Source organism: Streptococcus sp. A34, assembly GCF_043674115.1.
GTDB classification, from domain to species: domain Bacteria; phylum Bacillota; class Bacilli; order Lactobacillales; family Streptococcaceae; genus Streptococcus; species Streptococcus suis_V.
In genome coordinates this window covers 15,798-31,946 of record NZ_JBIMJM010000024.1, presented here as the reverse complement: position 1 = coordinate 31,946, position 16,149 = coordinate 15,798, and the positions used below count along the sequence as shown (strand labels likewise).

18 protein-coding genes, 1 tRNA gene and 1 other RNA gene are annotated in these 16,149 nt (G+C 44.0%); 15 read left to right on the top strand and 5 right to left on the bottom strand.

Annotated features, from left to right (window positions below; translation table 11 throughout):
• Nucleotides 1-112: 112 nt before the first annotated feature.
• The 3 genes from ACHBGV_RS07085 to ACHBGV_RS07075 all read right to left on the bottom strand — a co-directional run bounded on the left by ACHBGV_RS07085 (nucleotide 113) and on the right by ACHBGV_RS07075 (nucleotide 1,759).
• A tRNA-Lys gene (locus ACHBGV_RS07085) sits at nucleotides 113-185 on the bottom strand.
• A gap of 7 nt (nucleotides 186-192) precedes the next feature.
• Nucleotides 193-386: non-coding RNA, 6S RNA (gene ssrS / locus ACHBGV_RS07080), on the bottom strand.
• A gap of 71 nt (nucleotides 387-457) precedes the next feature.
• On the bottom strand, nucleotides 458-1,759 hold the full coding sequence (locus ACHBGV_RS07075) for a replication-associated recombination protein A (RefSeq protein WP_394735984.1): 1,302 nt from the start codon (nucleotides 1,757-1,759) through the stop codon (nucleotides 458-460).
• 73 nt (nucleotides 1,760-1,832) lie between these two features.
• On the opposite strand from ACHBGV_RS07075, the gene ACHBGV_RS07070 reads away from it, so the two are divergent.
• The 8 genes from ACHBGV_RS07070 to ACHBGV_RS07035 all read left to right on the top strand — a co-directional run bounded on the left by ACHBGV_RS07070 (nucleotide 1,833) and on the right by ACHBGV_RS07035 (nucleotide 6,978).
• Entirely contained in the window at nucleotides 1,833-2,303 is a 471-nt protein-coding gene (locus ACHBGV_RS07070; protein WP_394735983.1) for a DUF3013 family protein, read from the top strand.
• A gap of 11 nt (nucleotides 2,304-2,314) precedes the next feature.
• Nucleotides 2,315-3,214 (top strand): GIY-YIG nuclease family protein, encoded by a 900-nt coding sequence (locus ACHBGV_RS07065; protein WP_105122092.1) that lies wholly within the window; start codon nucleotides 2,315-2,317, stop codon nucleotides 3,212-3,214.
• Between the two features lie 34 nt (nucleotides 3,215-3,248).
• On the top strand, nucleotides 3,249-4,202 hold the full coding sequence (gene prmA / locus ACHBGV_RS07060) for a 50S ribosomal protein L11 methyltransferase (protein WP_394735981.1): 954 nt from the start codon (nucleotides 3,249-3,251) through the stop codon (nucleotides 4,200-4,202).
• Between the two features lies 1 nt (nucleotide 4,203).
• A complete protein-coding gene (locus ACHBGV_RS07055) occupies nucleotides 4,204-4,950 on the top strand; it encodes a 16S rRNA (uracil(1498)-N(3))-methyltransferase (protein WP_394735980.1) in 747 nt (248 codons plus the stop codon).
• Between the two features lie 3 nt (nucleotides 4,951-4,953).
• Complete coding sequence (locus tag ACHBGV_RS07050) at nucleotides 4,954-5,670, top strand: DUF554 domain-containing protein (protein ID WP_394735979.1); 717 nt, start codon at nucleotides 4,954-4,956, stop codon at nucleotides 5,668-5,670.
• A gap of 78 nt (nucleotides 5,671-5,748) precedes the next feature.
• The gene (locus ACHBGV_RS07045) at nucleotides 5,749-6,231 is read left to right on the top strand and encodes a hypothetical protein (protein WP_172059527.1); all 483 of its coding nucleotides are present in this window, start codon (nucleotides 5,749-5,751) and stop codon (nucleotides 6,229-6,231) included.
• Nucleotides 6,216-6,476: a hypothetical protein gene (locus ACHBGV_RS07040; protein WP_172059526.1), complete on the top strand. Its 261-nt coding sequence runs from the start codon at nucleotides 6,216-6,218 to the stop codon at nucleotides 6,474-6,476. Before ACHBGV_RS07045 ends, ACHBGV_RS07040 begins: the two co-directional genes overlap by 16 nt.
• 1 nt (nucleotide 6,477) lies before the next feature.
• Complete coding sequence (locus tag ACHBGV_RS07035) at nucleotides 6,478-6,978, top strand: hypothetical protein (RefSeq protein WP_105160499.1); 501 nt, start codon at nucleotides 6,478-6,480, stop codon at nucleotides 6,976-6,978.
• 38 nt (nucleotides 6,979-7,016) lie between these two features.
• Here ACHBGV_RS07035 and ACHBGV_RS07030 read toward each other — a convergent pair whose 3' ends face one another.
• Entirely contained in the window at nucleotides 7,017-7,166 is a 150-nt protein-coding gene (locus ACHBGV_RS07030) for a hypothetical protein (RefSeq protein WP_161498038.1), read from the bottom strand.
• Nucleotides 7,167-7,206: 40 nt separating this feature from the next.
• A complete protein-coding gene (locus ACHBGV_RS07025) occupies nucleotides 7,207-9,615 on the bottom strand; it encodes a bifunctional 2',3'-cyclic-nucleotide 2'-phosphodiesterase/3'-nucleotidase (RefSeq protein ID WP_125266414.1) in 2,409 nt (802 codons plus the stop codon).
• A 257-nt stretch (nucleotides 9,616-9,872) separates the two neighbouring features.
• Here ACHBGV_RS07025 and ACHBGV_RS07020 point away from each other — a divergent pair, with 257 nt between their 5' ends.
• The 7 genes from ACHBGV_RS07020 to ACHBGV_RS06990 all read left to right on the top strand — a co-directional run bounded on the left by ACHBGV_RS07020 (nucleotide 9,873) and on the right by ACHBGV_RS06990 (nucleotide 15,852).
• Entirely contained in the window at nucleotides 9,873-12,074 is a 2,202-nt protein-coding gene (locus tag ACHBGV_RS07020) for a RelA/SpoT family protein (RefSeq protein WP_394735978.1), read from the top strand.
• Between the two features lies 1 nt (nucleotide 12,075).
• Nucleotides 12,076-12,519 (top strand): D-aminoacyl-tRNA deacylase, encoded by a 444-nt coding sequence (gene dtd / locus ACHBGV_RS07015; protein WP_172009738.1) that lies wholly within the window; start codon nucleotides 12,076-12,078, stop codon nucleotides 12,517-12,519.
• 62 nt (nucleotides 12,520-12,581) lie between these two features.
• Nucleotides 12,582-12,767 (top strand): hypothetical protein, encoded by a 186-nt coding sequence (locus tag ACHBGV_RS07010; protein ID WP_002941993.1) that lies wholly within the window; start codon nucleotides 12,582-12,584, stop codon nucleotides 12,765-12,767.
• 112 nt (nucleotides 12,768-12,879) lie between these two features.
• Nucleotides 12,880-13,023: a putative holin-like toxin gene (locus ACHBGV_RS07005; RefSeq protein ID WP_024416971.1), complete on the top strand. Its 144-nt coding sequence runs from the start codon at nucleotides 12,880-12,882 to the stop codon at nucleotides 13,021-13,023.
• Between the two features lie 463 nt (nucleotides 13,024-13,486).
• Complete coding sequence (locus ACHBGV_RS07000) at nucleotides 13,487-13,561, top strand: hypothetical protein (protein ID WP_238145024.1); 75 nt, start codon at nucleotides 13,487-13,489, stop codon at nucleotides 13,559-13,561.
• 216 nt (nucleotides 13,562-13,777) lie between these two features.
• Nucleotides 13,778-14,515, top strand: a complete 738-nt coding sequence (locus ACHBGV_RS06995) for a response regulator transcription factor (RefSeq protein ID WP_394735977.1) — start codon at nucleotides 13,778-13,780, stop codon at nucleotides 14,513-14,515.
• Nucleotides 14,515-15,852 carry a sensor histidine kinase gene (locus tag ACHBGV_RS06990; protein ID WP_394735976.1) on the top strand — a complete coding sequence of 446 codons (1,338 nt, stop codon included), beginning with the start codon at nucleotides 14,515-14,517 and terminating at the stop codon, nucleotides 15,850-15,852. Before ACHBGV_RS06995 ends, ACHBGV_RS06990 begins: the two co-directional genes overlap by 1 nt.
• Nucleotides 15,853-16,149 lie beyond the last annotated feature (297 nt).

Here is a 16,149-nt window from a genome sequence, read left to right as displayed (position 1 = left end):
CTATCTCTATTATACTACTTTACATATGAAAAAGCCGTTAGAAATATAATTCTAACGACTTTGTCTTCAGTCTGAAGCCTTGTAGTACAAGGCTTAAGGAGATATATGAAAATCCTCCCTGTAGGGATCGAACCTACGACCCACGGATTAAGAGTCCGCTGCTCTGCCAGCTGAGCTAAGGAAGGGCAAAATAAAAATGCTGTATTGGTACCGGTTATTCATGAATTGTATTGATCCCGCACGCTAGAAGCAGGTGGGTGACGTGTTTCTGACTTAGTTGCTTCTGGGTGTACCAGCCTGCATACTGCCAAAAGATCTTTGTCTCCCTAGTAATACAAAAATAGTCGGTCAACACATAGGTATGAATTCGTATACCACAGCAGTTCTTATTTATGATTTAATATTACCACATTTTTTAAAAAAATCAAGAGAAAATCGGCAAAAAATGAAAACGTTATCAACTTTTTTTCTTGTTTTGTTTTAGATGGTTGTTTTGTTTTAGATGGTTGATTTTTTCTTGGGTCATGCCCAAGGCACGCTCGTATTTTCCAGTGTCGTTGGCGGTGAAGTAGTCCGCAACCAGTAACTTATCGGGCAGGTATTGTTGGTCCACCCATTTTTCAGGATAGGCATGCGGATACTGGTAACCAATGGCATTTCCCAGCTCCTTACTGCCAGCATAATGACCGTCTCGAAGGTGATTTGGAATAGGCAGATGACCGTTTTTTCGCAAATCGGCCAGAGCTGCATCCATAGCCAGATAGGCAGAATTGGACTTGGGAGAAAGGGCCAAATCAATGACCACATTGGCAATCAAAATCCGTGCCTCTGGGAATCCGATTTTCTGGGCAGCTTCAAGTGCAGTCACCGTATGAATCTGAGCCTCTGGATTGGCCAAGCCGATGTCTTCATAGGCAATTACCGTCAAACGACGAGCAAGACTAGGCAAGTCTTCCGCTTCAATCAAGCGGGCAGCGTAGTGAAGGCTGGCATTGACATCGCTACCCCGAATGGATTTTTGCAGGGCGGAGAGAATGTCGTAGTGGGCATCACCGTTCTTGTCCATGCTGATGTAGGACTTTTGCAGGCTATTTTCCACGGCATCCAAGTCGATATGACGGCTACCGTCGTCACTTTCCTTGGTCGAAAGCACAGCCAGTTCTAGCGAATTGTAGGCAGCACGGAGGTCGCCATTGGTCGCATTTGCCAGAAAATCCAGAGTCTCAGGTTCAATGGTGACGGGGAAGTCAAAACCGCGTTCGCTGTCTGTCAAAGCCAACTCCAAGGCCTGTCGGATATGGCTGGTTTGCAAAGGCTGCAACTCAAAAATCTGCACCCGACTGCGAATGGCAGGCAGAATCGAGAAAAATAGATTTTCTGTCGTTGCCCCAATCATGATGATATTGCCATTTTCCAAAAGAGGGAGCAGGAAGTCCTGCTTGGTCTTGTTAAGGCGGTGGATTTCATCGAGTAGGAGAACTAGACCGCCAGAAAACTTAGCCTCTTCAGCGATTTCCTGCAGGCGTTTTTGGTTGTCGGTCGTGGCATTAAAGGTCCGAAAGGCATACTTGGTCGTACCAGCAATGGCGGACGCAATCGAGGTTTTGCCAATCCCTGGCGGACCGTAGAGAATCATGGACGACAGCATATTGGCATCAATCATGCGACGGATAATCTTTCCAGGACCGACCAGGTGTTCCTGACCGATGACTTCATCAATGGATTTGGGTCGCATACGAAGGGCGAGATTGGCTGGCATAGGCTTCCTTTCGTTTCTTTTGTTAGCTGAATATGGTACACTTATTATAACACAAAATCGAAAGAGGACTGACATGGCAAAACATGGCTTTTTAGATGTGCTGGAAGCGGCACTGGACAAACATTTTACTCACGATTATGAGCTTAACTGGGACAAGAAAAACCACGCAGTTGAGTTGGCTTTCATCTTGGAAGCACAAAATGCGGCTGGTATTGAAACGGTGGACGACGAAGGCAATGCCTCTGCGGAGGATATTTTCCTAGAGGAGTATGTCCTTTTCTACAACCAGGACAAGTCTCGCTTTGACGAGGAAGACTACCTAGTCGCTCTGCCATTTGACGCCAAGAAGGGCTTCTCAGCTGAGTTTCTGACCTACTTCGCAGGTTTTCTCAAGGACACCGCCGACCAAGGTCTAGATGACCTCATGGACTTTTTGGCGGACCCAGAAGCTCAAGAATTTGCGATTGCTTGGGATAGCGAGGCTTTTGAAAAAGGCAGAGCAGACTTAGTGGAAGGGGAATTTTATCCATATCCGAGGTATTAGGAGGATGGGAAATGGCTAATCGTAGTAAAAATATCAATATGTTCTTGATGGATGGTGAAGTAACTGGAAAAATCAAATGTACCCTATCCAATTGGACGGGGGTTATTTTCAAAATACCTCGTATTCACCTCGGAGATTTGAAAGAACGTTCGGAAATGAAACAAAGTGGTATCTACTTTCTGTTGGGGTATGACGATGAAAAGAGAAAAGATATCACCTATATAGGACAGGCTACGACTCGAAAAAATGGCGAAGGAGTCTTGCTCCGCATTCAAGAACATACACGTGATAACCATGCGGATTATTTTAATGATGTGATTGTGCTGACAACTCAGAACAACTCCTTTGGTCCAACTGAAATCAGCTACCTAGAAAATAAATTCACTCAGCTTGCCAAGGAGGCTGGGCGTTTTATAGTGAAAAATGGCAACGAACCCAATCCAGGTAATGTAACGGAAGAAAAACAGTCAGAATTGGATGAAGTTGTTGATAACACCATTACGATTATTGGAACGTTGGGGCATCGTTTATTTGTTCCAATGGTGCAAAATATACCTAGTGACAAAGAGACAACAGATGGATTGAATCAGTTGCTGTATTTGAAACGAAAAAGTAAAAAATCAAACACAGAAATTCATGCGACCTGCAAACAAACTTCAGAAGGTTTTGTTGTGTTGAAGGGGAGTATGATAGAAACAATTGATTCTCAAAAGATACCTTCTGTATTAAAGGGGCTACGAGCAGAGTTACAGGCTAGTGGGATGATAGTTGATGGCGTTTTACAAGAAAATCAGCTTTTCAATAGCCCTTCTTATGCAGCTGGATTTGTGCTTGGGATGCATACAAACGGTCGAACTGACTGGAAAGATATAGAAGGCCGAACATTGAAAGAATTAGAAGAGACAGTATAGGTTTGTTCTAGAGAGAATGAAAGGGACAACAAACATGAACTCATGGCAAGAATTAACGATTCACGTGCATCGTGATGCAGAAGAAGCAGTTTCAAATCTGATGATTGAAACGGGCAGTCAGGGGGTGGCCATTAGCGACTCGGCTGACTACGTGGGACAGGAGGACCGTTTCGGTGAGCTCTATCCCGAGGTGGAGCAGTCGGATATGATTGCGATTACGGCCTATTATCCTGACTCTGTGGATATTGAGGAAGTTAAGGCAGATTTAGCAACTCGCCTGGCGGATTTGACCGGCTTTGGCTTGGAGACAGGTCAGATTAGCTTAGAAAGTCAGGAATTGGCAGAGGAAGACTGGGCGGACAACTGGAAGAAATACTATGAGCCAGCCCGCATTACCCACGATTTGACTATTGTACCGTCTTGGACGGACTACGAGGCGACGGCTGGTGAGAAAATTATCCGCTTGGATCCAGGTATGGCTTTCGGTACGGGAACTCACCCGACGACTAAGATGAGCCTTTTTGCTCTTTCTCAGGTCCTTCGTGGTGGCGAGACGGTCATCGACGTCGGCACAGGCTCAGGTGTCCTTTCCATTGCTAGCTCCCTCCTAGGTGCCAAGGAGATTTATGCCTATGACTTGGATGAAGTGGCGGTGCGTGTGGCCCAGGAAAACATTGACCTCAACGCCAATACTAGCAATATTCATGTTGCGGCAGGTGATTTGCTTCGTGGTGTTGACATTGAAGCGGAAGTCATCGTTGCCAACATCTTGGCGGATATTCTCATCCATCTGACTGAGGATGCCTACCGTCTGGTTAAGGACGAAGGCTACCTGATTATGAGCGGTATCATCGCGGACAAGTGGGACATGGTGCGAGCATCTGCGGAAGCGGCTGGCTTCTTCCTCGAGACCCACATGATTCAGGGCGAGTGGAATTGCTGCGTCTTCAAGAAAACAGCTGACCGCTCAGGTGTGATTGGAGGCTAGGATGCAGCAGTATTTTGTCAATGGCAGAGCACCGCAGGGCCTTTTCCAGATTAGCGATAAGGACACTGCCAAGCACATGTTTTCTGTTATGCGCTTGCAGGCAGACGACCAGATTGTCCTGGTCTTTGATGATGAGATTAAACGCTTGGCACGGGTAGTAGATAGCCAGGACCAATCTGTTGAAATCATCGAAGAACTGGCAGACAATGTCGAATTACCCGTTTCCGTTACTATTGCCATGGGCTTTCCAAAGGGAGATAAGCTCGAATTTGTCGCCCAAAAGGCAACGGAGTTAGGCATGGCAGCTCTTTGGGCCTTTCCAGCGGACTGGTCTGTGGTCAAATGGGACGGTAAAAAACTGGCAAAGAAAGCAGAAAAGTTAGAAAAAATCGCCCAAGGAGCAGCCGAGCAAAGCAAACGCAATCGCATTCCAGCAATTCGTTTGTTTGAGAAAAAAGCTGATTTCCTATCCCAGCTGGCAGGATTTGACCGGATTATCTTAGCCTACGAAGAGGCTGCAAAAGAGGGTGAACAAGCCAACCTGGTGAAAATCTTGTCTGGCTTAGAAATCGGCCAATCAGTTCTGGTCATCGTCGGTCCAGAAGGTGGCGTGTCGCCTGAGGAAGTAGCCGCATTTGAAGGAGCAGGAGCGGTCAAGACAGGCCTTGGTCCTCGCATTCTTCGAGCGGAAACGGCTCCCCTCTACGCCCTTTCTGCCATTAGCTACGCTACGGAATTGTTGAGGTAGTCTATGTTCGCTGTAGGTACGATTATCAATACCATCGCCATTGCCCTAGCAGGTGTGATAGGGTCTTGGTTTGGTCATTTACTCAAGGAACGCCATCAGTCCGGTCTAACCATGGCTAGCGGGATTGCTGTCTTATTTCTAGGAATTTCAGGTAGTTTAGAAGGACTGTTGACAGTAGTTGATGGTCAACTCAAAAGTCAAAATAGCATGCTTTTGGTCCTTAGTTTAGCCTTAGGGATTTTGATTGGGGAAGTGCTGCATATCGAAGGCTGGTTTGAAAGGCTGGGTGTTTGGCTCCGTGAAAAATCAGGAAACAGCCAAGATGGGCAATTCTTAGATGCTTTCCTGACAGCGTCATTGACCGTTTGTATCGGTGCTATGGCTATTATTGGATCCATCCAAGACGGACTGACGGGTGATTACCGCCTATTGGCTATCAAGAGTATTTTGGATTTCATCATTATCTTGATAATGACCTCTAGTCTGGGCAAGGGAGCTGGCTTTTCAGCTGTACCGGTCTTTCTCTTTCAAGGTTCGCTGACAGTGCTAGCCCGCTTGATTGAGCCCTTGATGACAGAGCAGGCACTGAGCAATCTATCTATGGTCGGATCGGTTCTTATTTTCTGCGTCGGGGTCAATATCGTCTGGGGTCGGAAAATTCGTGTGGCCAATATGTTGCCTGCAGTGCTGGTTGCCGTTGTCTGGGCTTATTTTCAATAAATTCATCACCATTTACACATAATTGTTTGCCTTTTTCGTACAAGTGTTGTTATAATACAGTTGAAAGTAGGTGATTTTATGCGTAAGTGGTTTTCCTTTTCTCTGCTATGTGTTGCCAGTCTGTGCCTAGCTTCCTGTCGGATGAGTGTCAGCTATATTCCCTCCAGTCCAGAGGAGCAATCCGTCCAGGCTGCTGAGCAGGAAATCCTGCATTTTGAACTGTTTCATGCGGCCGGGGGAGCCCTTGCCAATCAATGGGATCGCTTAGCAAGTCAGCCAGAGTCCAAGGAGGTCTTATTGACGGGACTTTTGGAGGAGAAGAGGTTCTATGAACCCTTCCGTGGTCAGTCCTTTGTAGATCCGGCTTTCAATGGTTTGGTAGAGCCGCATTTGGAAATCGTGGAAGAGGTATCCAGCTCTTGGAGACCTATGACCAGTCGCATTTTTCGGATCGCTGGGCTGCCTATCAAGAAGATCACAAAATCTTCTACCGCAGGCTCCATCGCAAGGGTGGTTTATTTCCTACGGAAAGTCAACAGCTGGACATGGATAAGTTCCTAGCAGATCCCGCGCAATACGAAAAGATTCATAAGACCGAGTGGGCCATGCTAGACTTCTTGAAGTCAATTGCTATCGTCAAGACAGACCAGATTTATGGAAATGGCTATCCAGTCTATCAAGGTCAGCTAGACAATAGTCTGGGTCTCTCTATCAAAAGGCTGCGTGGCAAGGTATTTCTCAAAAATCAAGCAGGAACCGTCGTGGATGAGCGCTTCTTTGTGGTCGAAGACTTGGGAGGAAACTGATATGAGATGGAAATCGTGGTATCTGAACCTGTTACTGGTGGCAGGTTTGGCCTTTCTGCTGTGGCGACAGGCAGAGGTTATCCCAGGAACTAACTATAAAATCTTGTCCGACCTGGTCTTACAGGACCGGGAGACAGGGGTCATCTATACTTTTGAAAATCTGGAAGTTAGGACCGCCTTTGTGTCCGGAATCGAGGAAGACCAAGCGGTTTTAGAAAAAAACTTTGAAACGAGAGAAATGGGTGAGGATCTGGTGGATAAGGTCTATGGTGGCGAGGAGGGGCAGATGATGGAGTGGACCGAAAGCAAGGGCTTTGGTTGGAATTGGTTCAGCTCAACGATATCCTATCCCGTGCCTGCTGGGGAATACGGGATCATTCGCTTGGAAACACGCTATAAAAACGAGACCTACCGTCTGGAGCAAGAGGGCAAACTTCTGGGTACCTATACAGTGAAAACTCCACAAGAAGAGTACCTCGTCCCTATCTATACGACATCATAAAAAGCAAGTCCAATCGGGCTTGCTATCTTTCTAAATCCTTAGTCGTCATCTCCAAATGTATCGCGATACATTTTGTCAATTAGTGCTCTACGTTTGTACTCAGTTTGTTCCTCTGTGTGAGGGTGGAGTTTAACCAGCAACCAACCTACAACAAGGAATACCCCAACAGTAGTAATAATTTCAGCCATTATCTTTTTAACTTCCTTTTCCTTATCTAATCAATCAGGTTTAATCTTCCCTGCGTTTAGCAGCCAGTCCTGCTAATCCTGCAAGTCCGATACCAATTAAGCTGAGCACAGAAGTCGCATCGCCTGTGTTTGGCAATGTTTTCACTCCTGGAGCTGGTGTGGTCTCGACAGGTTTGTCAGCTGGCAAGGTAATTTTCTGACCAGATGAAAGGGTGATGACTTGGCCACCAGCATTTGCTTGACCAGGCTTGATTGGTTTTTGTGGTTTTGGATTAGGTGTTTGAGGAGTTGGGATGATAATGTCAATGGTTGGAGGAGTCGCAGATTCTGGTTTAGGCTCAGTGTAGAGGAAGCGGTAAACGCCCATGCCGTTGACTCCGTCACCTACAAATTCTTCAATATATTCCACATCTTCCAACTTCTCTGCAGCAATCAAATCCTTAGCAGAGTTTGATGTACGGAAACGAAGGTCTAGGCCCTTGATAGTATCCGCAAAACGCCAGTTGCTATCGGCAGAAGGGTTGATATTTTTCTCTTCTAGGATATAGTTGATGATTACTTGGCGGTTTTCCAGGTTGAGCAGGCGGTTGACCGTCGCATTTTTCACACCAGGGAAAGTACCACTAGCGCGGTAGTTATTGGTCGCTACCATGAATTCCATGTCATCCGTCACAGGCTGACCATTGTACTTGAGATCACGGACACGGCTAGCATCTTTATTGACAAGCTTACCACTGGTATCGTATTTGTTTGGCTGGGTAATATCGTAGGTATAGGTTACACCGTCGATAACATCGAAGTTATAGTTACGGAAGTTGATGTTGAGCAACTCCTGAGGCTCTTTGTTGTTTCGGTCCACTTGGTTGAATTGACCAGCAGACATTTCCAACCATTCTTTCAGGTCAGCACCAGTGATTTTCAGAATAGCAGTGACATTATCATAAAGATAGAGGTCGGCTACGTTTTTGATAGCAATGGAACCAGCTGGAATGTCTGTGTAGTTGTCGCCCTCAGAAATACCGCGACCACCAGCCTTGAACGGAGCTGCTGCAGAAAGGAGTGGCAACTTGCCTTCCTCTGTGCCAGCCAATTCTTTTTCCAAGTACCAGAGCTGGGCCTTGTTGACAATCTGAACAGACGGGTCATCTTTTACTAGGGAGAAGTAGCTGTGAATGCGGGCGCTGGTTTCACCAACTTTTTCATTGACATAAGTAACTGTCGCATCGTGAGCCTCTTTCGCAAGGGCAAGGATTTCTGGGTCAGCCACAGGAGACTTGGTATCAATCTTGCGGATTTGTCCCTTGCCGTCTACCACATTCCACTTGCCGTCGGTGTAGGTCACCTTGAGGTCAATGATGCCCAGGTGGTCACCGTATTTACCTGCCATGGTCACCGGAGTGCCGTTAATGGTGCCGTTCACATCATCAACACCAGCGTATTGGGCATAGAAACCAGGCTTTTCAGGGTTCATGGTTGGGAAGAGGGCATGAGAATGTCCAGTCACAACCGCATCGACACCGTCGATCCCTGCGATATGGTAGCCCACGTTTTCTTCGCCAACTTCGTAAGTATCATCACCGATACCAGAGTGGGAAAGAACCAGAACGATGTCTGCACCAGCCTGCTTGATAACGGGGACAATTTCTTTCACAGCTTGGACGGCATCGTTGACCACTATCTTGCCTTCTAGGTTTGCCTTGTCCCAATTGAGAATCTGAGGCGGCACAATACCGGTAATACCGATGTTGAGGTTGACAGGGCGACCAGTTGTGTCGGTAAAGGTCTTGGTCACCAATTCGTAGGTTTTAAAGACAGGTTGGAGGGATTTTGCATCCACTACGTTGGCATTGACCACCGGAAGGCTGGTTGAAGCCAATACAGTATGTAGGAAGTCCAAGCCGTAGTTAAATTCATGGTTACCCAGTGTTGATGCGTCAAAATCAAGCTCTTCCAGAGCAGCGTACATAGGGTGTTTTTCGCCAGTCTCAACAGGGTCAACGATAGCCTTGTAGGTGCCCAGTGGTGTACCTTGGATCAGGTCTCCATTGTCGACCGTAACGGTGTTTGGATTTTCAGCGCGTGCCTCTTCGATGAGGACAGCTGTCTTGGCCAAGCCAAGGTTTTGTGACTCTTTGTCCTGGTAGTAATCGTAGTTGACCAGGTTGGTGTGGAGGTCGGTTGTAGACAGGATGCGGACATCGACCGTCTGGCCTTCTACTGGAGGGGCAACTTCTGTTGTGGTCGTTGTGATTGGTTCAGCAGTGAGGACAGGCTGACTAGTATCTCCCCCAGTTCCCTCAGTTGGTGCTGGTGCTGGTGCAGTTTCGTTTGTTACCGTTGGTTGAGTTGCTGGTGTTGTTACCTCTTCAGCCTGGACCAATTGTGCGCTACTAGTTGCCAAGACTGCCAAGGTCAAGGCTGTAGCCGATTTACTAAAAGGAAATTTCATAAGAAATCCTCTACTTTCTATTAAAGTGTGTAAGAAACATTATACAGGTTCAGAAGGATTTTTTCAACCGTTTTCGGAACAACGAATTAAAAAATAAGAACAAAACAACTATGTAATCGCTTGATAAACAAACGTTAACTTTTTAATCAAGAAAATAATTCGTTCGTTTGTGGCGGACAGTTAGGAATGTATCTGATTTCTTCCTCTTTTCCTATGAAAGTGGTAAAATAATAGGAAATAGCTAGGGAGAGAAGTAAATGAAAGAAGTCAATTATACAGGAGAGGAAGTCGTTGCCCTAACAGCCACTTATTTGCCAGAAGAGGATGTTGCTTTTGTCAAAAAAGCTTTGGACTATGCGACCGAGGCCCATAAAACACAGTTTCGTAAGTCCGGTGAGCCCTACATTCTCCATCCTATACAGGTGGCAGGTATCTTGGCAGGTCTAAAGCTGGATGCGGTAACGGTTGCCTGCGGTTTTTTGCATGATGTGGTGGAGGATACAGACATTACCCTGGACCAGATGGAGGCAGAATTTGGCCCTGAGGTTCGTCACATCGTCGGCGGTGTGACCAAGCTGGGCAAGGTAGAATACAAGTCCCATGAAGAGCAGTTGGCTGAAAACCACCGCAATATGCTGATTGCCATGTCTCAGGATATGCGGGTTATCCTGGTCAAACTGGCTGACCGCCTTCATAATATGCGGACCCTCAAGCATCTCCGACCAGACAAGCGGGAGCGGATTTCACGTGAAACAATGGAAATATATGCTCCTCTTGCCCACCGTCTGGGGATTTCCTCTGTCAAATGGGAGCTGGAGGATATGTCCTTCCGATACCTCAATGAAGTGGAGTTCTATAAGATTACTCATATGATGCGAGAGAAACGTCGGGAGAGGGAGGCTCTGGTCACAGAAGTAGTGGACAAACTGCGTGAGTACACGGAGGAACGCCATCTACATGGTCAGATTTACGGTAGACCCAAGCACATTTACTCTATCTATCGGAAGATGCATGACAAGAAAAAACGTTTTGATGAGCTCTATGACCTGACGGCCATCCGTTGTTTGATGGACACTCCAAGCGATGTCTATGCCATGCTGGGCTACATCCATGAACTCTGGAAGCCTATGCCCGGTCGCTTCAAGGACTACATTGCCAGTCCAAAGGCCAATGGTTACCAGTCCATCCATACGACTGTTTATGGACCAAAAGGTCCGATCGAGTTCCAAATTCGGACAGTGGAAATGCACCAGGTAGCAGAGTACGGGGTTGCGGCTCACTGGGCCTACAAGCGTGGTGGCAAGGCAACTGCCAGCGAAAAAGAATTGCGATGGATTAACAACCTGATCGAACTTCAAGAAGGGGCAGGAGATGCCCAATCTTTCGTTGATTCGGTCAAAGAGGACATCTTCACCGAGCGGATTTACGTCTTTACGCCAGATGGAGCGGTGCGAGAATTGCCTAAGGATTCTGTACCGATTGACTTTGCCTATGAGATTCATACCAAGGTTGGTGAGCGGGCGACAGGTGCCAAGGTCAACGGCCGTATGGTGCCTCTGACGACCAAGCTCAAGACGGGCGACCAGGTGGAAATCATCACCTCTGCCAACTCTTTCGGTCCAAGTCGTGACTGGGTCAACCTGGTTAAAACTCACAAGGCCCGCAATAAAATCAAACAGTTCTTCAAGAATCAGGACAAGGAATTGTCTGTTTCCAAAGGGCGTGAAATGCTCCAGAATCTCCTCCAAGAAAACGGCTACGTTCCCAACCAATACCTGGACCGTCGCCATATGGACGAGGTCCTGCAAAAGACCAGCTATAAAACCGATGAGGCTCTCTATGCAGCGGTTGGTTTTGGGGAAATCTCTGCCGTGTCCGTCTTTAATCGCCTGACAGAGAAAGAACGCCGTGAAGCTGAGCGGGCTAAGGCCAAAGCTGTCGCGGACGAATTGGTCAACGGTGGCGAAGTCAAACACGACAACAAAGATAGTTTGAAAATCCGTCACGAAGGTGGTGTGGTCATTGAAGGGGCGTCAGGCTTGCTGATTCGGATTGCCAAATGTTGTAATCCAGTACCTGGCGATGAAATTGTCGGCTACATCACCAAGGGGCGTGGGGTTGCGGTTCACCGTGTGGACTGTATGAACCTCAAGAGCCAGGAAAACTACGATGTCCGCCTGATTGATGTCGGTTGGGAGGATGAAAACTCTACCAAGGAATACATGGCAAACATTGATATCTACGGCCTCAACCGTTCAGGTCTGCTCAATGATGTTCTCAAGGTTTTGACCAATGCCAGCAAGAATATTTCGTCAGTCAATGCCCAGCCAACCAAGGATATGAAGTTTGCGACTATCCATGTTTCCTTTGGTATTTCCAACCTGGCAACCTTGACCAGTCTGGTGGACAAGATCAAGTCGGTGCCAGAAGTTTACTCAGTGAAAAGGACCAACGGATAAGATGAAAATTATACTACAACGTGTGTCGCAGGCCAGTGTGACCATCGAAGGAAGCATTCATGGGCAAATTGATCAAGGGCTCTTGCTCCTAGTCGGTGTAGGGCCAGATGACAGCCAGGAAGACCTGGACTATGCTGTTCGCAAAATTGTCAACATGCGGATTTTTTCAGATGAGGCAGGCAAGATGAACAAGTCTGTTCAAGATGTGACGGGCAAGATTTTATCCATTTCCCAATTTACCCTTTTTGCGGATACAAAAAAAGGCAATCGCCCTGCCTTTACAGGAGCGGCAGCTCCTGCCCTAGCCAGCCAACTCTACGATGCCTTTAACCAGGCCTTGTCAGAGTATGTGCCAGTTGAAGTGGGCATTTTTGGGGCGGATATGGCGGTCAGTCTAGTCAATGATGGTCCGGTGACCATTGTGTTAGATACCAAAAATCGCTAGACCTCTATACTTTTTGTGTCTATTTTGATATACTAAAAGTGAATTAGATGTGGAGGTGTGCCATGAAAAACTTACTGACCAATCATTTTTTCTACCTAGTGGTAGCATTTACCTTGATTTTGGTGATTTACTTTAGTGGAATTGACAAACGCTGGATTATTCTGGCAAGTTTTCTCTATTTCATTCCTTCGCAGATTTTATACCGTCGTCGCCTTAAAGAGCGACTACAAGAAGACCAGCCCAAGTAGGCTGGTTTTTTGATGTGTAAATTAGACTACAATTCTTTATTAAATATGCTATAATAGTTTTTGCAGAAAAGTAAAGACGGTGGCTCTAATTTCTGAAAGGTAGGTGGTGCCTATGGGCAAATCATCAAAATCTAACAGAAGGGAGAAGCTATCTTTGTCAACCTTTGAGGTGCTGACACTCATGTTTGTAGCTGGTAACTTTGTTATCGCTCTCGTGATGTTAGTGCTTGAATTGGTAAAAACGACAAAAAAATAACCGTCTATAACTTTGGCAGGTTAACGGTTATTTTTTAATAATTTATAACAAGCCACCGTCTTAAACGGTTCTGCAAGGGGTAGTTGTTTCCAGCAACTACCTTTTTCTATGCTTATTATACATCGGTAGGTCTACCAAGTCAAGTTGGACATTTATCTTTTACCTAAATATGCTATAATAGTCTTTGCAGAAAAGTAAAGACGGTGGCTCTAATTTCTGAAAGGTAGGTGGGAGCGGTACAGAACTCAACTTGTAGAAAATGAGTTCGTCTTACCGCCCCCGCACAGTTGATTAGGTCAGATTTGGAGTGCGAAGCACGAACAAATCTGCCAATCAACCACTGCGCTGAGATGTTGACGCGAATTAAGAGAAGTGGAATGGAACTTTTTGTTCTACTATGCAAATCATCCGAATCTGACGGAGAGGGGGTCTATCATTGTCAACCTTTGAGGTCTTAACACTCATGTTTGTAGTTGGTAACTTTGTTATCGCTCTCGTGATGTTAGTTCTTGAATTGGTAAAAACGACAAAAAAATAACCGTCTATAACTTTGGCGAGTTCACGGTTATTTTTTAATAATTTATAACAAGCCACCGTCTTAAACGGTTCTGCAAGGGGTAGTTGTTTCTGGCAACTACCTTTTTCTATGTTTATTATACATCGGTGGGTCTATCAAGTCAAGTTGGACATTTATCTTTTACCTAAATATGCTATAATAATGATTATAACTTACAAAAAGTTTAGGAGATAATCTATGCTTAATATTTTTGTGTTAGAAGATGATTTTTTTCAGCAGAGCAGGCTAGAAAATGCTATTAGGCGGTGTGTTGAAGAAACGTCAGTAAGATATAAATTTCTAGAAGTTTTTGGAAAACCAAATCAGTTATTGGAATCAATTGAGGAAGCAGGAAATCACCAATTTTTCTTTTTAGATATTGAAATTAAAGGCGAAGAAAAGAAGGGAATGGAAATTGCTAAAGAAATCCGTGCTCGCGATCCCTATGCTGTTATTGTCTTTGTAACAACTCACTCAGAATTTATGCCGGTAACATATCGTTATCGGGTTTCTGCTTTAGATTTTATAGATAAAGGCCTGGAGGATAGTGACTTTCAAAAGGCAGTATCAGATGTCTTAGTGCATGCTTTTGAAAATATTGATCATACGATAGCTGAAAATTCTTTTGTATACAAAACTGAAACTGCCCATCTTCAAGTCCCTTTTAGTGATATCCTTTATTTTGAAACATCATCAACAATACATAAAGTCATTTTAAAAACCAAAACAGGTCAGACTGAGTTTTACGGGAAAGTATCCGATATAGCGAAAGCTGACGAACGACTTTACCAAGCACATCGTTCTTGTGTAGTGAATCCTTTAAATATAACGAAGTTAGACAGAGCAAATCATATTGCCTATTTTGAGAATGGAGATTCTTGTTTTGTTTCTCGTTTGAAGCAGAAGAAACTTTCAGATTTGTTGGGGAATGATTAATGAGTATTTTTTCTCCTATTGAAGACATTATTTTTTTTGTTGGCATATTAATCAGATTGATAATTTTTGAGCAGATCAGTGGTATAAAATTAAACAACATATCAAAATTAACTATATCACTTTTATTGACTGTAATACAGATACTCTTTTTCAATGTATATTTGTTAATTGAACCAATATCATTACTAGTAGTTATTCAATTTTTTAAAACAAAATGGAATAAAACTCAAAAGCTATTTTATGGTTTACTTCCTATTGTTATTGGGGATATGTTTCAAAGGATAATTAGTTTATATTTACGTTTTATACTTAATGTAGATATAGAGTATGCCAATAATAGTCTATTATTCGATATATTATTACCCGTATTGCTAGTTCCCTTTTATTATGGTTTTTTTAAAGGTTTAAGAATTGAAGAAAAATATCTAAAAGTTGATACAATAGATAGGGATTTTAGAACAATATTTTGGGGATTAAATACTCTGTTTATAAGTTATTTAGTACTAATAAGAGGGAATCTTTTCTTGGAAATCTTAATAGAAGGAAGGGTATTAAATGTTTCTCTCGATACATATTTTATTAGAACTAATATACTATTATTATACTTTATTCTATTTACAGTTAGTATGTTGTATTTAAACTATCAGAAGAAAGAAAAGCAAGAAAAAGAAATCCAGGAGTTGAAGGACAAACAATTAACTGATTTAGGTCGTTATAGTCGTCATGTTGAATCACTTTATAAAGAAATTAGAAGTTTCCGACATGACTATACAAATATTCTCGTTAGTTTGAATGAGGCTATAAAAGAGGGAGACATTGTTGCGATTCGAACGATTTATAGTGAGGTTATTGCAGATTCTGATAGAAAATTCTATGATGGAAAATATGATATAGCTAGATTATCCAATATACAAAATCCTGCTGTGAAGAGTTTACTATCATCTAAGATGTTGGAGGCACAAAAAAAGGGGATTGCAATTTCTGTGGAAGTAGATGCTGAAATTGAACCACCTGCTTTAGAGTTGATTGAATTTATAACGATTCTGTCTATTTTATTAGATAATGCTATCGATGCTGCAGAGCAGTGTACAAATGGAAATATTGTATTTGCCTACTTTCAGGAATATGACCGAAAAATTGTGGTTGTAGAAAATACTACTGTCAAGGATAAAATATCAACAAGTCATATTTTTGAATATGGTCATTCTACAAAAGGAGATAATCGAGGAATTGGCTTGGCCAATGTAAAAGCTATTTTAGATAACTATCCTAAATTTTCTATATCAACGAAGAGTAGCAATCATCGATTTGTTCAGGAGTTGGTGTTTTTGGAATAAGATTTATAGATGTAAATCCAGTCAAAAGGCTGGATTTTTTTGCATTTTCTCAAAAAAATGGTCATTCATTACAAAATATCGACCGTTCATGACATGGATGAAAAAATATGGCTGAGTTGGCATATACTAAGAGTGTAAAAAATAAGAACAAGGAGAAATGAGATGACAGTGAAAAAGAAACTTGCTATGACAGAAGAACAATTGCTACATATCGCTATGATAGTCTATACCTTGTATGTGCTGTACTTACTTGTCACCAAGAATTTTGTACCACGCTTCATAACTCCCTATGGACTG